This window comes from Pseudomonas sp. MPR-R2A5 (assembly GCF_058793055.1).
This window is the reverse complement of record NZ_JBXAFK010000024.1, coordinates 76,319-92,963: the sequence shown is the minus strand read 5'-3', so window position 1 is coordinate 92,963 and position 16,645 is coordinate 76,319. Positions and strand designations below refer to the sequence as shown.

Below are 16,645 nucleotides of genomic sequence, written 5' to 3'. Positions count from 1 at the left end.
GAAGATGTCAATGCAAGTAATGCGCGGCTGGGCGACTCGGCATGCGTCCTGGATGAGCCTGATTGGGCTGCTGGGGGCAACGCAAGAGGCGCAGGCCGGTGACTACGATGGTTCACCCCAGGTCGCCGAATTTGTCGGTGAAATGACCCGCGACTACGGTTTTGCCGGTGAACAGCTGATGGGCGTGTTCCGCGAAGCCCAGCGCAAGCAGGCGATCCTCGACGCCATCTCCCGCCCCGCCGAACGCGTGAAGCAATGGAAGGACTATCGCCCGATGTTCCTCACCGACGCCCGCGTGGCCCGCGGCGTGGACTTCTGGCGCCAGCATGAGGCCGTGCTGGCCCGCGCCGAGCAGGAATATGGCGTGCCGGCCCAGGTCATCGTGGCGATCATCGGCATTGAAACCTTCTACGGGCGCAATACTGGCAGCTACCGGGTGATCGACGCCTTGTCGACCCTGGGCTTCGATTACCCGCCCCGCGCCGAGTTCTTCCGCAAGGAACTGCGCGAATTCCTGCTGCTGGCCCGCGAAGAGCAAGTCGACCCGCTGACCCTCAAGGGGTCCTACGCCGGGGCCATGGGCCTGCCGCAATTCATGCCGAGCAGTTTCCGCGCCTACGCAGTGGATTTCGACGGCGACGGGCATATCAATATCTGGAGCAACCCGGACGACGCCATTGGCAGCGTGGCCAGCTACTTCAAGCGCCATGGCTGGGTCGGGGGCGAACCCGTGGTGGTTCGCGCCGAGGTCAGCGGGGAGCGGGCCGATGAAGGCTTGACCCAGGGGATCGAACCGGTCAAGACCGTCGGGGAGTTGCGGGCGCTGGGCTGGTCGAGTCAGAATGCGCCACGTGATGACATGCCGGTGACGGCCTTCCGCCTGGAAGGCGAAAACGGCCCGGAATACTGGATGGGCCTGAAGAATTTCTACGCAATCACGCGTTATAACCGCAGTGTGATGTACGCCATGGCCGTACATCAGCTGTCAGACATGCTGGTCCAAGCACGGGGCAACAAGTAATGCGGGCATCGCTGTTCAATAAACCGCTCAAGCTGGTGGCGTTCACCGCGTTGTCCTTGCTGGTTGTCAGTTGCTCCACCAGTCGCGGTCCGGCGCAGAAGTCGGGCGGCAGCGCGATTCGTTCCCAGCCGGGCCTGGACATCAACCGCGCGCACAAAGATGGCGCGCCGTGGTGGGATGTCGACGTGTCGAAAATCCCGGATGCCACGCCCACCCTGCATACCGGCGCCTACAAGGCCAACCCGTATACCGTGCTGGGCAAGACCTACTTCCCGCTGCAGGACTCCAAGACCTATGTGCAGTCGGGCACGGCGTCGTGGTACGGCACCAAGTTCCACGGCCAGAACACCGCCAACGGCGAAGTGTATGACCTGTATGGCATGAGCGCGGCCCACAAGACGCTGCCGCTGCCCAGCTATGTACGCGTGACCAACCTGGACAACAACCGTACGGTGATCCTGCGGGTCAACGATCGTGGACCGTTCTATTCAGACCGGATCATCGACTTGTCCTACGCTGCCGCGAAGAAACTCGGCTATGCCGAAACCGGAACCGCGCGGGTCAAGGTCGAAGGCATCGACCCGGCGCAGTACTGGGCCCAGCGTGGCAAGCCCGCACCGTTGATGCTCAATGAGCCGCAGACGCCGCAACCGCAGGTGACCGCTTCGGCTGGCAAGATCGAGCAGTGGACGCCACCACCGGCACAGCACGCCCCAGATACTGTCGTCGTGCCGCATGCCGCGCCGGGGGCTTCTACCGCCGGCGGCCAATACCTGCAAGTGGGCGCTTTCGCCAACCCGGACGCGGCAGAACTGTTAAGGTCCAAGTTGAGCAGCATGGTCAACGCGCCGGTGTTCATCAGCTCCATCGTGCGTAACCAGCAAACTCTGCACCGCGTGCGCATGGGCCCGATCGGTTCGCCGAGCGAGGTTGCGCAAGTGCAGAACAGCGTGCGCCTGGCCAACCTGGGGCAACCCAGTGTGGTCACCGCCGAATAAGTACCAAAAGATAGATGGTTCGGGCCCGTGCGCGGGTCCGAACCCTGGTTGTTGGCTCGTTGAACAATAAAAACCCAGGGGCAAGGGGTGAGCGGGCAACCGAATACGTGACAGTCTGGCAACGGGCTGTCTGAATGAGTTTTGCCCGCGAGGGCAAGTTTCCATAAGTAATTTCGAGAGACGGATGAACATCACCACCTTAGCCAAACGCACGTGCCTGCTTATCTCGCTGATCATCACCCCGGCCGCCTGGGCGGTTGAAATGGTGCCGGCTTCACCGCAACTGGCCGCCAAGGCCTGGGTCCTCATGGATGCCGCCAGCGGCAACGTGCTGGTCGAGAACAACGGTGACCAGCGCCTGCCGCCGGCCAGCCTGACCAAACTGATGACTGCCTACATCGCGACCCTGGAAATCCGTCGCGGCCAGATCGGCGAGAACGACCCGGTGACCGTCAGCGAAAACGCCTGGCGTACCGGCGGTTCGCGCATGTTCATCAAGGTTGGCTCCCAAGTAACGGTGAGCGACCTGCTGCACGGCATCATCATCCAGTCCGGTAACGACGCCAGCGTCGCCCTGGCCGAGCACATCGCCGGCAGCGAAGACGCGTTCGCCGACATGATGAACAAAACCGTGGCCGACCTGGGCATGACCAATAGCCACTTCATGAACCCGACCGGTCTGCCGAACCCTGAGCACTACTCGTCGGCACATGACATGGCGATCCTGGCGCGCGCGATCATTCGTGTCGATCCGGTGCACTACGCGATCTACTCCCAGAAGGAATTCTTCTGGAACAACATCAAGCAGCCTAACCGCAACCTGCTGCTGTGGCGCGACAAGACTGTCGACGGTCTGAAGACCGGCCACACTGAAGAAGCCGGCTACTGCATGGTGTCGTCCGCCGTGCGTGACGGCCAGCGCCTGATCGCCGTGGTCTTCGGCACCAACAGCGAGCAGGCGCGTGCCGCCGAGACGCAAAAACTGCTGACCTACGGCTTCCGCTTCTTCGAAACCCAGACCTTCTACCAGAAGGGTGCTGAACTGGCGACCGCGCCGGTTTGGAAAGGCGCGACCTCGCAAGTCAAGGCTGGCCTGGCTGAAGACCTGACCCTGACCATGCCTAAAGGCCAGCTGAAAAAGCTCGCTGCCAGCATGACCATGAACCCGCATCTGGTTGCACCAATCGCCAAGGGTGATGTGATCGGTAAAGTCGAAGTGAAGCTGGACGACAAGGTGGTGCACAGCGCCGACCTGATCGCCCTGGACGCCGTCGACGAAGGTGGTATCTTCCGCCGCGTGTGGGATAGCATCCGTCTATTCTTCTACAGCTTGTTCAACTGATAAGTGTGCACCTGCAAAGCCCCGTGTTGATCCGACACGGGGCTTTGCCCGTCGCCACGGCTTACGCTTACGAGGCCGTTACGCCATGACCGATAAAGAAGTAAAGGCGCCAAAGATCGAATTCCCAAACGTGGATTATCCCGTCAAGGTGATCAGCGATACCGGTGTAGGCAACAAAGACACGATTCTTCAGATCGTGCGTAAACACGCGACGATCAATGACAACCGGGTGGACGAGCGTTTGAGCTCCAACGGTAAATACACCACGATCCAGCTGCACATCGTTGCGACCGGTCAAGACCAGCTCTACGACATCAACAGCGAACTGCGGGCCACCGGCTTCGTGCACATGGTGCTGTGATGCCACAGGTCCTGGGCTTTCGCGAGCTCGGCCGGATGGACTACGAGCCCGTCTGGCACGCCATGCAGCGGTTCACGAATGAGCGCGGCACTTCGGCGCCCGATGAAATCTGGCTGGTGGAGCACCCGCCGGTGTTCACCCAGGGCCAGGCCGGCAAGGCCGAACATCTGCTGCTGCCGGGGGATATTCCGGTGGTGCAGGTCGACCGAGGGGGGCAAGTGACTTACCATGGGCCCGGTCAACTGGTGGCTTACCTGCTGCTGGACGTGCGCAAGCTGGGTTTTGGCGTGCGCGACCTGGTGAGCCGCATGGAGGCTTGCCTGATCGAGCTGTTGGCCAGTTATGGCGTGAGCGCCGCGGCCAAGCCCGATGCACCCGGTGTGTATGTGGACGGCGCGAAAATCGCGTCCCTCGGTTTGCGGATTCGCCACGGTTGTTCCTTTCATGGCCTGGCCCTGAACGTGGACATGGACCTGGCACCGTTCCGGCGCATCAACCCGTGCGGTTATGCCGGGCTGGCGATGACCCAACTGAGCGACCACGCCACACCGATTAAATTTGCCGAGGTAAGTGCCCGGCTGCGTGCGCAGCTCGTCAAACACCTCGACTATGCTGAGCAGACGACCCTCACGGGCGGAATCGACTGATTATGACTACTGATGCAGTGCAAACCATGATCCCGACGCTGGACGTTACCGAGCGTCCGGCCCCGGCCCCGCGTGCCAAGGTGGAAGCCGGCGTCAAGCTGCGCGGCGCCGAAAAGGTTGCACGCATCCCGGTCAAGATCATCCCGACGACCGAACTGCCGAAAAAGCCTGACTGGATTCGCGTGCGTATTCCGGTCTCGCCGGAAGTCGACCGGATCAAGGCCCTGCTGCGCAAGCACAAGCTGCACAGCGTGTGCGAAGAAGCATCGTGCCCGAACCTGGGCGAGTGCTTCTCCGGCGGCACCGCTACCTTCATGATCATGGGTGACATCTGCACCCGTCGTTGCCCGTTCTGCGACGTCGGCCACGGCCGGCCGAAGCCACTGGACGTCAACGAACCGGAAAGCCTGGCCATCGCCATCGCCGACCTGAAACTCAAGTACGTGGTGATCACCTCGGTAGACCGTGACGACCTGCGCGACGGCGGCGCCCAGCATTTCGCCGACTGCATCCGCGAAATCCGCAAGCTGTCACCGAACGTGATGCTCGAAACCCTGGTCCCGGACTACCGTGGCCGTATGGACGTGGCGCTGGAAATCACCGCCGCCGAGCCGCCAGATGTGTTCAACCACAACCTGGAAACCGTGCCGCGCCTGTACAAGGCCGCGCGCCCGGGTTCGGACTACCAGTGGTCGCTGACCCTGCTGCAGAAGTTCAAGCAGATGATGCCGCATATTCCGACCAAATCCGGCTTGATGCTGGGCCTGGGCGAAACCGACGAAGAAGTGATCGAAGTCATGAAGCGCATGCGCGAACACGACATCGACATGCTGACCCTGGGCCAGTACCTGCAACCGTCCCGCAGCCACTTGCCGGTACAGCGCTTCGTACACCCGGACACCTTCGCCTGGTTCGCCGAGGAAGGCTACAAGATGGGCTTCAAGAACGTCGCGTCGGGCCCGCTGGTACGTTCCTCGTACCACGCCGATGAGCAAGCCAAGCTGGTCAAGGCTAGCCTGGTTTCCTGATAGGGGTTGAGATCCAGTGTGGGAGGGGGCTTGCCCCCGATTGCGGTATGTCAGTCACTCCATGTGCTGGCTGATCCACCGCTTTCGGGGGCAAGCCCCCTCCCACATTTCGTTCCGCGTTAGTTAGGGAGAGTTGTGTATGACTGCAGCCGTTCCAGCCCTTCGCTCTGAAGGCACCATCGCCCTGATCGCTCCCGCCGGCCCTGCCGTGCTGGACGTTGAAAAGGCTGGCCAATGGATGCGCACGCGCGGCTACGATCTGCGAATTTCCCCCGGTGTCTATGAACGCGACGGCTACCTCGCCGGCAGTGATGCAGTACGTCTGCGTGACCTGCACGCCGCTTTTGCCGATCCGGAAATCGACGCTATCTTCTGTTTGCGTGGTGGTTACGGCACACCGCGACTGCTCGACGCGCTGGACTTCGACCTGCTGCGCGCCAACCCCAAACCCTTTGTGGGCTACAGCGACATCACCGCTTTGCACCTTGCGATCAGCCGCTATGCGGGCTTTGTGACCTTCCACGGCCCGATGCTGAATGCCGACTTGCTTGGCGGCAAGCAGCCCCCCACCGAGTCATCACTGTTCAACCTGCTGCGGGGCCAGCTGGGCGCAGGCAGTGTGTTGGTGCACCCGGTGGCCTACCCGTTGACTACGATCGAGCCTGGTATCGCCTGTGGGCGCTTATTGGGGGGCAACCTGTCAATGATCGCGGCGGTGATGGGTACGCCCTACGAAATCGATGCCGAGGGCATCATCCTGTTTATCGAAGACGTCAACGAGCCGATCTACCGCATCGACCGTCTGCTGACGCACCTGCGTCTGGCGGGCAAGTTGGCTCAGGTCGCCGGTGTGCTGGTAGGGGATGTGGCGGGGGTGGATAACGTTGCGCTGGAGCGCCTGCTGAAGCAGACGTTCGAGCCGTTGTGCATACCGGTGCTGGCCGGCTGGCGCAGCGGGCATTGCGATCCGAACCTGACGCTGCCGATGGGCGCGTTGGTGCGGTTGGATGCGGGGGAGCAGCGGGTGGTGTTGGAGCAGGATGTGGTTGTCCGGCCCTGAATCTATTGGCGTTTGCTAAACCGCTATCGAGGGCTTGCCCCCGATAGTGGTCGTCGCCATAAGCAGATCTAACGGTTCTGCAACGACTCCAGCAACTTCACGGTCGGATACCCATCCGCTGGCCAGCCCAACGATTGCTGCGCCGCCCGAATCGCCTTGCGCGTGTTCGCGCCGATAATTCCGTCCGGGTTGCCCGCGTCATAACCATTGGCGCTCAACGCCGTCTGCAGGTCGATGCGCTGTGAACGGCTCAGCGGCAGCTCATCCTTCGGCCAATCCCCACGGATCACACCGCCTCCACCAAACCGTTCCGACAGCAGGCCCACGGCCAGCGCGTAGGACGATGAGTTGTTGTACTTGAGGATCGCGCGGAAATTATCCAGCACCAGGAACGCCGGGCCACGGTAGCCGGCTGGCAGCAGCAGCGCGGCGGACAGTTGCCCAACGTTGGCCGGCATGCTGGCCCCCGGTGGCAACTGGATACCCAGTTTCAGCCATTCGGCCACGGTCTTGCGTATACCGCCGTCGGCCAGGGCGTAATCGAAGTTCGCTGGCAGTTGTTGCACCTCGAAGCCCCACGGTTGGCCTTTCTGCCAGCCGGAGCTTTGCAGGTAGTGAGCGGTGGAGGCGAGGGCGTCGGCCGGGCTGTTCCAGATATCGCGGCGACCGTCGCCATCGAAGTCCACTGCGTGGGTATTGTAGGTGGTCGGGATAAATTGGGTCTGGCCCATGGCGCCGGCCCAGGAGCCTTTCATCTGGTCGGCCTGGATATCGCCATGCTGGATGATCTGCAGTGCGGCGAGCAATTGCGCCTGGGCAAAGGCCGGGCGACGGCCTTCGTAGGCCAGGGTCGCCAAGGAGCGGATCACCGAGTTATTGCCTTGGAACTGGCCGAAGTTGCTTTCCATGCCCCAGACCGAGACCAGTGCCTGGCGGTCGACGCCATACCGTTGCTCGATGCTTTGCAGGATATCGGCGTACTTGACCAGCATTGACTGGCCGTTACGCACGCGCACCGGTGACAGGGCGCCATCGAGGTATTCCCACACCGGGCGGGAAAACTCCGGCTGGCTGCGGTCAGCGCGGATCACCGCCATGTCGGGGGTAACACCGGCAAATGCATTATCGAAGACGGCGGGTGTAATCCCGGCCTTCAAGGCTTGCTCGCGGAAACCGGCCTGCCATTCGGCAAAGGTCTGGGTGGGCTGGATGTCGAGATTGTCCACGGCCAGCGGGGCCACGACAGCGGGCGCTGCGACGGGGGCGGTCTGCAATGTCGGCAGGGGTTGAGCGTCTGCGGCGGTGGGCTTTTCCGCGCAGGCGACGAGCAGTATGAGGCTGGAGGCAGCGATCAATTGGCGAAGGTGCCAACGACGGGAAAGACTAGAGGGCATGCACAGGTCCAGGGATTACAAATCAGGTGCAGACCTTATCATGCCGGAGGGGCGCTTGCCTTCAGGCAGCCAGAAAGTAAGAAGCCTCCCAGCTATTAGACTGGAAGGCTTCGCGGCGGTAGCTGCCTTTGCCCTTGCCGGCGCGTTCCTGACGGCTGCGGAACAGTGGCTGGGCGATGATGGATTTGGCCTTGTTGGGGCCATGCTTGGATGGCTTTTTGCTCATGGTTGATGCTCTCTTCAGGTGGGATGCAGCGGTGCAAATCATCTGCCGAAGCCAGGCTGCTGTAAAGCCCATGAATTGTAAACGCAGTCAAAAATGTGGGAAGGGCGGTGCGATGATTCGACTTGCTCCCGATCGTGGTGGATCAGCCAAAGATGCAGTGGCTGACACGCCGCTATCGGGGGCAAGCCCCCTCCCACATTGGTTTTGCGGTGTTTTTAAGAGGGGGCTATTCGGCGGGGAGTGTCAGGCGCTGTCCGGACATCAGCAGCGACAAACGACTCAAGCTCATCCACGGCGAACCGGCAGCCTGGCCCTTGATCTGCGCATCGATGCGCTGCGCTTCCAGCAGCAATTGCGCCCAGCGTTGCGCCGAGTGCCGTTGCAGGGCTTTGCTCATCAGGGGCTTGCGTTTGTCCCACACGGGCGGCCGGGCCTGGCTGAAGCATTTGTCGAGCGGCGTGCCCTGGCTGTATTGCAGCGCGATATTGGCCAGCACCCGCAGTTCCCGGGCCAGGGCCCAGAGGATCACCGGCGGTTCCACGCCTTCGCCGCGTAACCCTTCGAGCATGCGCAGGGCGTGGGCCGGTTCGCCATTGAGGATCGCGTCCACCAGCCCGAACACGTCAAACCGCGCACTGTCGGCTACTGCGCCTTGCACGGTCTCGACGGTGATCTGCCCGTCTTCAGCCATCAGCTTGAGCTTTTCGATCTCCTGGGCGGCGGCAAGCAAGTTGCCTTCGACCCGGGCGGCGATCAGCTCGACCGCATCTTGCGTCGCCGATAGCCCCGACTGTGACAGGCGCTGACGAATCCATTGCGGCAACTGGCTGCTATCCACCGGCCAGATCTGGATGAACTGGGTCTGCGCCCCTTCCACCAGCGCCTTGCCCCACTTGGTTTTCTGCGCACTGCCGTCGAGCTTGGGCAGGCTGATCAGCAGCACTGTGTCTTCGGCAGGTCGTGAACAGTACTCGATGAAGGCGGCTGCGCCTTTGTCTCCGGGCTTGCCCGACGGCAAGCGCAGTTCCAGCAGGCGTTTTTCCGCAAACAGCGACATGCTGGCGCCGGCTTGCAGCAGCGTGCCCCAGTCGAAACTGGCGTCGGCGCTGAACACCTGTCGCTCATCGAAGCCGTGCTGGCGTGCGGCAGTGCGGATGGCGTCCGCCGCTTCCTGGCACAGCAGCGGGTCATCACCGCTGACGATATACACCGGCGCGAGGCCACCTTGCAGGTGTTTGGCGAGTTGGGCGGGGGCGAGTTTCATAGGCTGGGCGAACGGGGCGCCTGGGGCGCCCCGTCTGGCTTACTCGACAGGGACTTCAACAGGCGATTGTTTCGGCGTGTTGTTTTCGTACTCTTGCGCGGCTTTCAGGGCGTCGGCGTCAGCCTTGGCCTTGTTGTCGGCGTTTTGCTGCAAGGTGTCGAGTTGTTGTGGGGTCAGCATCTGCAGGCGCACGACCATGCGTTGCACCAATTCACGACGCATTTCCTTGCGCACCTGGATGCTTTCCGAGTCCGAACCCACCAGGTTGTTGCCGTCGTGGCTGACGATTTTCTGCACCTGGACCTTGTCACCCATCAATGGCAGATGTTCGCGGCCCTGGATTTCGAAGTTGAGCTCACTGCTCAGTTCGATGTCCGAGGCGCGGCCGGCACTGGCGTAACTGAGGTTACGCTGGGTTTCTTTCTCGTTTATCAGGACCAGCTTATAGGGCGCGCCGGTGTAGACGTGCACACCGCTGTTTTCCAGTACCTGGCGCAACTGGGTCACAGTATTGCCGTAGGCGTCGCGGGCGCTGACGTCCAGTTCCTTGATCGCCAGTTCATTGGTGCCAGTACCGCGCAGCTGGAAGCCGCAAGCGCTCAGCAGCACGGCAAGGCCCATCACCAGCAAATTGCGTTTGATCATTTTGTTGCTCCCCTTGAAACCATGTGGGCCTTATCGAGGCCCTGGAGGTTTTGTTCGGCGCAGGGCCCAAGCCCTGCGCCCGATCCGATTTAGCTCGCGACGATATTGACCAGCTTGCCGGGCACCACGATCACTTTGCGGATCGTCAGGCCTTCGGTAAAGCGCAGCACGTTCTCATTGATGCGGGCGGCCGCTTCGACGTCTTCACGGCTGGCGCTGGCAGGCATGTCGATGTGCCCGCGCAGTTTACCGTTGACCTGGATCACCAGTTGCAACGTGTCCTGTACCAGCGCGCTGTCATCCTGCACCGGCCAGCGGGCATCAATGACCGCGTCGCTGTGGCCCAGGCGGCTCCACAGTTCGTGGCTGATGTGCGGCGTGATCGGGGCCAGCAGCAAGGTGACCGTTTCCAGGCCTTCCTGAACCAGCGCACGGTCCTGTTCGGTGGCGTGTGGTGCTTTCTCCAGCACGTTCATCAGGGTCATCACCTGGGCGATGGCGGTGTTGAACTTGTGGTGCTGGCCCACGTCCTGGCTCGCTTGCTTGATGGCCAGGTGGGTGCTGCGGCGAATGGCTTTCTGCTCATCATTCAAGCCCGCTACATCCAGCTTGCCAGGCAGGCCCTGGCTGACATGGGCATGGGCCAGGCGCCAGACGCGCTTGAGGAAACGGTGCGAACCTTCGACGCCGGAGTCGGACCATTCGGCGCTCATGTCAGGCGGCGAGGCGAACATCATGAACAGGCGGCAGGTGTCTGCGCCGAACTGGTCGATCATCGACTGTGGGTCGACGCCGTTGTTCTTCGACTTGGCCATCTTCTCGGTGCCGCCGATTTCCACCGGCAGGCCGTCGGCGATCAGCTTGGCGCTGATGACCTTGGCCTTGCTGTCGCGCTCCAGTTCGACGTCCGCCGGGTTGAACCAGGTGTAGGCGCCATTGGCCTCGCGGCGATAGTAAGTCTCGGCGACGACCATGCCCTGGGTCAGCAGGTTCTTGAACGGTTCATTGGAACTCACCAGGCCTTCGTCGCGCATCAGCTTGTGGAAGAAGCGCGCGTACAGCAGGTGGAGAATGGCGTGTTCGATACCGCCGATGTACTGATCCACCGGCAGCCAGTGGTCGGCCGCGGATTTTTCCACCAGGCCGCCTTCATAGTGCGGCGAGGCGTAGCGGGCGTAGTACCACGAGGACTCGACGAAGGTGTCCATGGTGTCGGTTTCACGCTTGGCAGGCTGGCCGCATTTCGGGCAGTTGCACTCGTAGAACGCGGGCATGCGCGCCAGCGGCGAACCGGCGCCGTCCGGCACCACGTCTTCCGGCAGGATGACCGGCAGTTGGTCTTCCGGCACCGGCACGTCGCCACAGCTTTCGCAATGGATGATCGGGATCGGGCAGCCCCAATAGCGTTGGCGGCTGATGCCCCAGTCGCGCAGGCGGAACTGGGTGCGCGAGGCGCCGAGGTTTTTCTTGATCAGTGCGACTTCGATGGCGTCGAAGGCGCCGGCGAAGTCCAGGCCGTCGAACTCGCCGGAGTTGATCAGCTCACCGTGCTCACCGTAGGCGTCTTGCCACGGGGCCGGGTTGGTGTCGCCCGAGCTGGTGCGCACCACTGACTTGATCGGCAGGCTGTATTTGGTAGCGAATTCGAAATCGCGCTCGTCGTGGGCCGGCACAGCCATTACTGCGCCATCGCCGTAGTGCATCAGCACGTAGTTGGCGACCCAGACCGGCAGCTTTTCGCCGGTCAGCGGGTGCTCGACGAACAACCCGGTCGGCAGGCCCTTTTTCTCCTGGGTGGCGACGTCGGCCTCGGCCACGCTACCGCCTTTGCATTCGGCAATGAACGCCTGCAGTTCAGGGTTGTTGCGGGCAGCCTGGGTGGCCAATGGGTGCTCGGCAGCCACGGCGACGTAGGTCGCGCCCATCAGGGTGTCTGGACGGGTGGTGAAGACTTTGAGTGCGCCGGCTTCGCCGATGGAGTCGACGTTGTACGGGAACTGAACTTCCATGCCCTTGGACTTGCCGATCCAGTTGCGTTGCATGGTCTTGACCTGTTCAGGCCAGCCCGGCAAATCGTCGAGGCTCGACAAGAGTTCGTCCGCGTAGGCGGTGATCTTGAAGTAGTACATCGGGATTTCGCGCTTTTCGATCAGCGCGCCGGAACGCCAGCCGCGCCCGTCGATGACCTGCTCGTTGGCCAGTACGGTCTGGTCGATCGGGTCCCAGTTCACGGTGCCGCTTTTTTTGTAGATCACGCCTTTTTCGAACAGGCGAGTGAACAGCCATTGTTCCCAGCGGTAGTAGTCCGGCTTGCAGGTGGTCACTTCGCGAGACCAGTCCACCGCCAGGCCCAGGCTGCGCAGCTGGGACTTCATGTAGGCGATGTTTTCGTAGGTCCACTTGGCGGGAGCCACGTTGTTTTTCATCGCGGCGTTTTCCGCCGGCATGCCGAAGGCGTCCCAACCCATGGGTTGCAGGACGTTCTTGCCTTGCATGCGCTGGTAGCGGGAAATCACGTCGCCGATGGTGTAGTTACGCACATGCCCCATGTGTAGCTTGCCGCTGGGGTAAGGGAACATCGATAGGCAGTAGAAAGTCTCCTTGCCTGGCTGTTCACTGACTTCAAAGGACTTTTGCTCGTCCCAGAAGGTTTGGGCGGCATTTTCTATTTCACGGGGCTGATATTGTTCGTGCATGGCTACTTTTGAACTGGATAGGGGTGGCCTAATCCTCTTCGGTGCACTGTCCGGGTTGATCGACACCAAAAAGCGGCGCGTCCGTGCCCAAACCCTGCGGGAAGTGGAGTTACAGGAAGCGCCGTAGCATACATGACCCCACTCTATCGAGGGAAACCCTGATTGCGCCACCGAGGCCGTCTGTCGCGGCACCGGGCAGGCGCAGCCATGGGGGCTACGCTGTTTATTGGGGAGTGAGTCTTATCTTCAATGAGGTGAGGGGATGGTGGAATCGCAGCGAATGTTATCTAAATCGGATGTATACCAAGGACTGATCGACCGCTTGGGTCGGGCACTGGATGCGGCAAGTACTGCGGACCGATTGCGTGATGAACGGCCTGTGGAGTTGGAACTGCGAGGCTTGAGCCGCGCAGAGTTGGAACTGATCACGGCTTACCTGGAAAGGAATGGACGCGCGGTGTCGAGCGGTGTGGCTTCCCCGCCATACGGTGAACCCCCGCGGTCGGCCAAGGTGGTGTGGCTCAAGGATGTGTTGGCTGGTCGCGGCCCGGAAAAACGTCGGGCCGTACGGTTCAAGTAATGCACCCTCCTGTTGCTGCCTGATCATCGCAACCACAGCTTTGCTCTTAAATAGTGTCGCTCAACCCCCGTTACACCTTAGGCTTCGGGCATCTATGGAGATGCCCGATGCCTATTCGTTACTTCATCAAACAACTGTTACTGCCGCCTGGCATTCTTTTGCTGTTGCTCGCGCTTGCCTGGTGGTTTCGTCGCAGCCGTCCGCGCCTGGCGGGATGCTGTTTTGCCCTGGGGCTGGGGGGCATGTGGCTGATGAGCTTGCCGGTCGTGGTGGAGTGGGGCGCGCGGGCCCTGGAGACGCAACCGCCCTTGGCCCGCGAGGACTGGTCGACCCTGGCCGAGCGCGCTGATGCCATTGTGATATTGGGTTCGGGCCGAGAGCGTGGCGATCCGGCCTGGGGTTCGGACCAGCCCACGGGAATCGGGCTTGAGCGCCAGCGCTATGCCGCGCGTTTGGCCAAGGCATCCGGGTTGCCGGTGTTGACCAGCGGTGGTTTGCACTACGGGACGCCGCCCAGCGAGGCTGAGTTGATGGCGGTGTCGATGCAAGATGACTTTGGCGTCATGGTGCGCTGGAAGGAAGAGCGCAGCCGTACCACGTGGGAAAACGCGCAGATGAGCGCCGGGGTTCTGTTACCCGAGGGCATCAAGCGCGTGGTGCTGGTGACCCAGGCCTGGCATATGCCGCGTTCGGTCTGGAGCTTTGAAAAGGCCGGCTTTACCGTGGTGCCGGCGCCTGTCGGTTTCCTGGGCGTGGACAACGCCCGGCCACTGGGCGGCTGGATGCCGGAGTTCAAGTCAGTGTGGCAGAGCGGGCAGTTGCTCAACGAGGCGGTGGGGCAGGTGGGGTATCGGTTGTTCTATCGATAGCACCGCAAATCAAAATGTGGGAGGGGGCTTGCGCCGATAGCGGCATTTCAGTCAAAACATCTGTGTCTGAACAATTGCCATTGGGGCGCGCGCCCTCCCACATTGGTTTGGTGTTGCCTGGTCAGACGGTTTTGGACATCCGGCCCGCCAGCAGTGCCCAGCCAAACAGCCCCAGGCACAGGATGATCAACGGCCATGAGCGCCATTGCAGATACGGTGTCAGGTTGTGCATCGGCACCACGTCGCCGTAGAGAATGCCGCGCTCGAACTGCGGGATTTGCGCGGTGATCTGACCATACGGGTTGATCAGGCCGGTCACGCCATTGTTGGTGGCGCGGATCATCCAGCGGCCGGCTTCCAGCGCACGCATTTGCGCCATTTGCAGATGCTGCAAGGGGCCGATGGAGGTGCCGAACCAGGTGTCGTTGCTGATGGTCAGCAGCAGGTCGCTCTGGGCCGACAGGCCAGCGGCGAATTCCGGGTACACCACTTCATAGCAAATGAACGGTGCAATCTGATAGCCCTTGGCTTGCAGCATTGCCTGGTCGGACGGGCCACGGGCGAAGTCCGACATGGGCAGGTCGAAGAAGGCAATCAAGCCGCGCAACATGTCCTGCAGTGGCACGTACTCGCCGAAGGGCACCAGTTTCTGCTTCAGGTAAGTGCCGTCCCCTTCACCCACTACGGTGATTCCGTTGAAGTAGCGCTTGTGATGATGCACTTCCTGGCGAATCGGCACACCGGTGATCAGGGCGGTATGCCGCTCGGCGGCGAACTTGCCCATCATCCCCAGGTAACCCTCGACCGATTCCTTGAGCACCGGCACCGCTGTTTCGGGCCATACCAGCAGGTCGACGCGCTTGGAGCTGAAGCTCATGTCGCGGTACAGCGCCAGTTGCGCATTGAGCTGCTCGGGGTCCCACTTCATGCTTTGTTCGACGTTGCCCTGGATCGCCGCCACGCTTAACGGTGCGCCGGAAGGCGAGGTCCAGTCGTGATGCTTGAGGGCCAGGCCGATTGCCCAAGGCGCCACCAGCAACAGCAGGCCAGTGCCGATAAAGGCGTTGCGCCGGGTTGCGAGCAGGCGTGGCAGGTTGCACAGCAAGGCTGCGGTCAGCGCCAGCGCGAAGGAAATCAGCCACATGCCACCCACTGGCGCGAGGCCGGTGAGGGGGCCGTCGAGTTGACTGTAACCGGAGTACAACCAGGGGAAGCCGGTGAGGAACCAGCCACGAAAGGCTTCCTGGCCGACCCACAATGCGGCAAAGGTCAGGGCGTCGGCCAGCGGCGCTTCATTGCGGCGCAGCCAGCGTGCCCACAGCCACGCGGGTAAGGCGAAGAACAGGGCAATGGCGGCGGTGAATGCCAGCATCAGCAGCCCGGCCAACAGCACCGAGGCGCCGCCGAAGTGGTGGATGCTGTAGTAGATCCAACTGGTGCCAGCGCCAAACAGGCCGAAACCGAAACACCAGCCACGGCTCAGGGCCTGGCGTGGGGACAATTCCCGCAGCCCGACATAAAACAGTCCGACCGCCAGCAGCGCAAACGGCCACAGGTCGAACGGCGCCAGCGCCAGGGTGGTGATGGCGCCGGCCACCACGGCCAGCAGGTTACCGGGCCAGCCGGGAGCGATGAAACGGCGCATGTCAGTCCTTAGCGGGCAATAGGTGTCAGACGGATCAGGTGGATGCGACGGCTGTCGGCATTCAGGATGCGGAAGCGATACGCACCGATCTCGGTGGTTTCATTGCGCTTGGGCAAATGACCAAATGCACTCATCACCAGGCCGCCGACGGTATCGAACTCATCGTCGGAGAACTCGCTGTCGAAGAACTCGTTGAAGTTCTCGATCGGTGTCAGCGCCTTGATCAGGAAGTCACCGCTGGGCAGTGGCTTGATGTAGCTGTCTTCTTCGACGTCGTGCTCATCTTCGATATCGCCGACGATTTGTTCCAGCACGTCCTCGATGGTTACCAGGCCAGCCACGCCGCCGTATTCGTCGATCACGATGGCCATGTGATTGTGGTTGGCGCGGAATTCACGCAGCAGCACATTCAGGCGCTTGGATTCCGGGACGAACGTGGCGGGACGCAGCAGGTCCTTGATGTTGAAGCTGTCGCCGTTCTCCTTGAGGATCAGCGGCAGCAGGTCCTTGGCCAGCAGGACACCCATGACGTCGTCATGGCTTTCACCGATCACCGGGTAGCGCGAGTGCGCCGAATCGATCACGGCCGGGAGGAATTCCCGTGGGGTCTGGGTCGCCTTGATGCTGATCATCTGCGAGCGCGGGACCATGATGTCGCGAACCTGCAGGTCAGCCACCTGGATGGCGCCTTCGACGATGGCCAGCGCTTCGCTGTCCAGCAACTTGTTCTGGTGGGCTTCGCGCAGCAGCTCCAGCAGCTCCTGGCGGTTTTTCGGCTCGTGGGCAAAAGCCTGGGTCAGTTTACCCAGCCATGACTTTTGCCCGTTGCTCGATCGGTCTTCGCTCATAGCGATTACTCTAAATCCTTT

At 61.8% G+C, this 16,645-nt stretch carries 16 protein-coding genes; 9 read left to right on the top strand and 7 right to left on the bottom strand.

What is annotated here, in order from left to right:
• Positions 1-10 precede the first annotated feature (10 nt).
• The 7 genes from mltB to AC1Q6I_RS18180 all read left to right on the top strand — a co-directional run bounded on the left by mltB (position 11) and on the right by AC1Q6I_RS18180 (position 6,457).
• Positions 11-1,021 carry a lytic murein transglycosylase B gene (gene mltB, locus AC1Q6I_RS18210; RefSeq protein ID WP_024077577.1) on the top strand — a complete coding sequence of 337 codons (1,011 nt, stop codon included), beginning with the start codon at positions 11-13 and terminating at the stop codon, positions 1,019-1,021.
• A complete protein-coding gene (locus AC1Q6I_RS18205) occupies positions 1,021-2,019 on the top strand; it encodes a septal ring lytic transglycosylase RlpA family protein (RefSeq protein ID WP_024077576.1) in 999 nt (332 codons plus the stop codon). Before mltB ends, AC1Q6I_RS18205 begins: the two co-directional genes overlap by 1 nt.
• Positions 2,020-2,203: 184 nt before the next feature.
• The gene (locus AC1Q6I_RS18200) at positions 2,204-3,361 is read left to right on the top strand and encodes a D-alanyl-D-alanine carboxypeptidase family protein (RefSeq protein WP_010562459.1); all 1,158 of its coding nucleotides are present in this window, start codon (positions 2,204-2,206) and stop codon (positions 3,359-3,361) included.
• A gap of 85 nt (positions 3,362-3,446) precedes the next feature.
• Positions 3,447-3,722, top strand: coding sequence for a DUF493 domain-containing protein (locus AC1Q6I_RS18195; protein ID WP_024077575.1), 276 nt, complete (start codon positions 3,447-3,449; stop codon positions 3,720-3,722).
• Positions 3,722-4,369: a lipoyl(octanoyl) transferase LipB gene (lipB, locus tag AC1Q6I_RS18190; RefSeq protein ID WP_024077574.1), complete on the top strand. Its 648-nt coding sequence runs from the start codon at positions 3,722-3,724 to the stop codon at positions 4,367-4,369. The genes AC1Q6I_RS18195 and lipB overlap by 1 nt, the downstream gene beginning before the upstream one ends.
• Before the next feature lie 26 nt (positions 4,370-4,395).
• On the top strand, positions 4,396-5,397 hold the full coding sequence (lipA, locus tag AC1Q6I_RS18185; protein ID WP_162163623.1) for a lipoyl synthase: 1,002 nt from the start codon (positions 4,396-4,398) through the stop codon (positions 5,395-5,397).
• Between the two features lie 139 nt (positions 5,398-5,536).
• Entirely contained in the window at positions 5,537-6,457 is a 921-nt protein-coding gene (locus AC1Q6I_RS18180) for a S66 peptidase family protein (protein WP_069077078.1), read from the top strand.
• A gap of 68 nt (positions 6,458-6,525) precedes the next feature.
• Here AC1Q6I_RS18180 and AC1Q6I_RS18175 read toward each other — a convergent pair whose 3' ends face one another.
• From AC1Q6I_RS18175 to leuS, 5 genes are all read right to left on the bottom strand, one after another.
• Positions 6,526-7,851, bottom strand: coding sequence for a lytic murein transglycosylase (locus AC1Q6I_RS18175; RefSeq protein ID WP_102624172.1), 1,326 nt, complete (start codon positions 7,849-7,851; stop codon positions 6,526-6,528).
• Positions 7,852-7,912: 61 nt separating this feature from the next.
• Positions 7,913-8,077, bottom strand: coding sequence for an alternative ribosome rescue factor ArfA (arfA, locus tag AC1Q6I_RS18170; RefSeq protein ID WP_003176285.1), 165 nt, complete (start codon positions 8,075-8,077; stop codon positions 7,913-7,915).
• Between the two features lie 226 nt (positions 8,078-8,303).
• Positions 8,304-9,341: a DNA polymerase III subunit delta gene (holA, locus tag AC1Q6I_RS18165; protein WP_024077570.1), complete on the bottom strand. Its 1,038-nt coding sequence runs from the start codon at positions 9,339-9,341 to the stop codon at positions 8,304-8,306.
• Between the two features lie 39 nt (positions 9,342-9,380).
• The gene (locus AC1Q6I_RS18160; protein ID WP_024077569.1) at positions 9,381-9,986 is read right to left on the bottom strand and encodes an LPS-assembly lipoprotein LptE; all 606 of its coding nucleotides are present in this window, start codon (positions 9,984-9,986) and stop codon (positions 9,381-9,383) included.
• Between the two features lie 89 nt (positions 9,987-10,075).
• Positions 10,076-12,682: a leucine--tRNA ligase gene (leuS, locus tag AC1Q6I_RS18155; RefSeq protein WP_102624171.1), complete on the bottom strand. Its 2,607-nt coding sequence runs from the start codon at positions 12,680-12,682 to the stop codon at positions 10,076-10,078.
• A gap of 262 nt (positions 12,683-12,944) precedes the next feature.
• Between leuS and AC1Q6I_RS18150 the strand changes: the two genes are divergently transcribed.
• Positions 12,945-13,262, top strand: a complete 318-nt coding sequence (locus AC1Q6I_RS18150) for a hypothetical protein (protein ID WP_102624170.1) — start codon at positions 12,945-12,947, stop codon at positions 13,260-13,262.
• 107 nt (positions 13,263-13,369) lie between these two features.
• The gene (locus tag AC1Q6I_RS18145) at positions 13,370-14,131 is read left to right on the top strand and encodes a YdcF family protein (RefSeq protein WP_102624169.1); all 762 of its coding nucleotides are present in this window, start codon (positions 13,370-13,372) and stop codon (positions 14,129-14,131) included.
• 121 nt (positions 14,132-14,252) lie between these two features.
• Here AC1Q6I_RS18145 and lnt read toward each other — a convergent pair whose 3' ends face one another.
• Together lnt and AC1Q6I_RS18135 are read right to left on the bottom strand one after the other, a co-directional pair.
• Complete coding sequence (lnt, locus tag AC1Q6I_RS18140) at positions 14,253-15,776, bottom strand: apolipoprotein N-acyltransferase (protein ID WP_102624168.1); 1,524 nt, start codon at positions 15,774-15,776, stop codon at positions 14,253-14,255.
• An 8-nt stretch (positions 15,777-15,784) separates the two neighbouring features.
• A complete protein-coding gene (locus AC1Q6I_RS18135) occupies positions 15,785-16,624 on the bottom strand; it encodes a CorC family transporter (protein WP_010206772.1) in 840 nt (279 codons plus the stop codon).
• Positions 16,625-16,645: the final 21 nt, after the last annotated feature.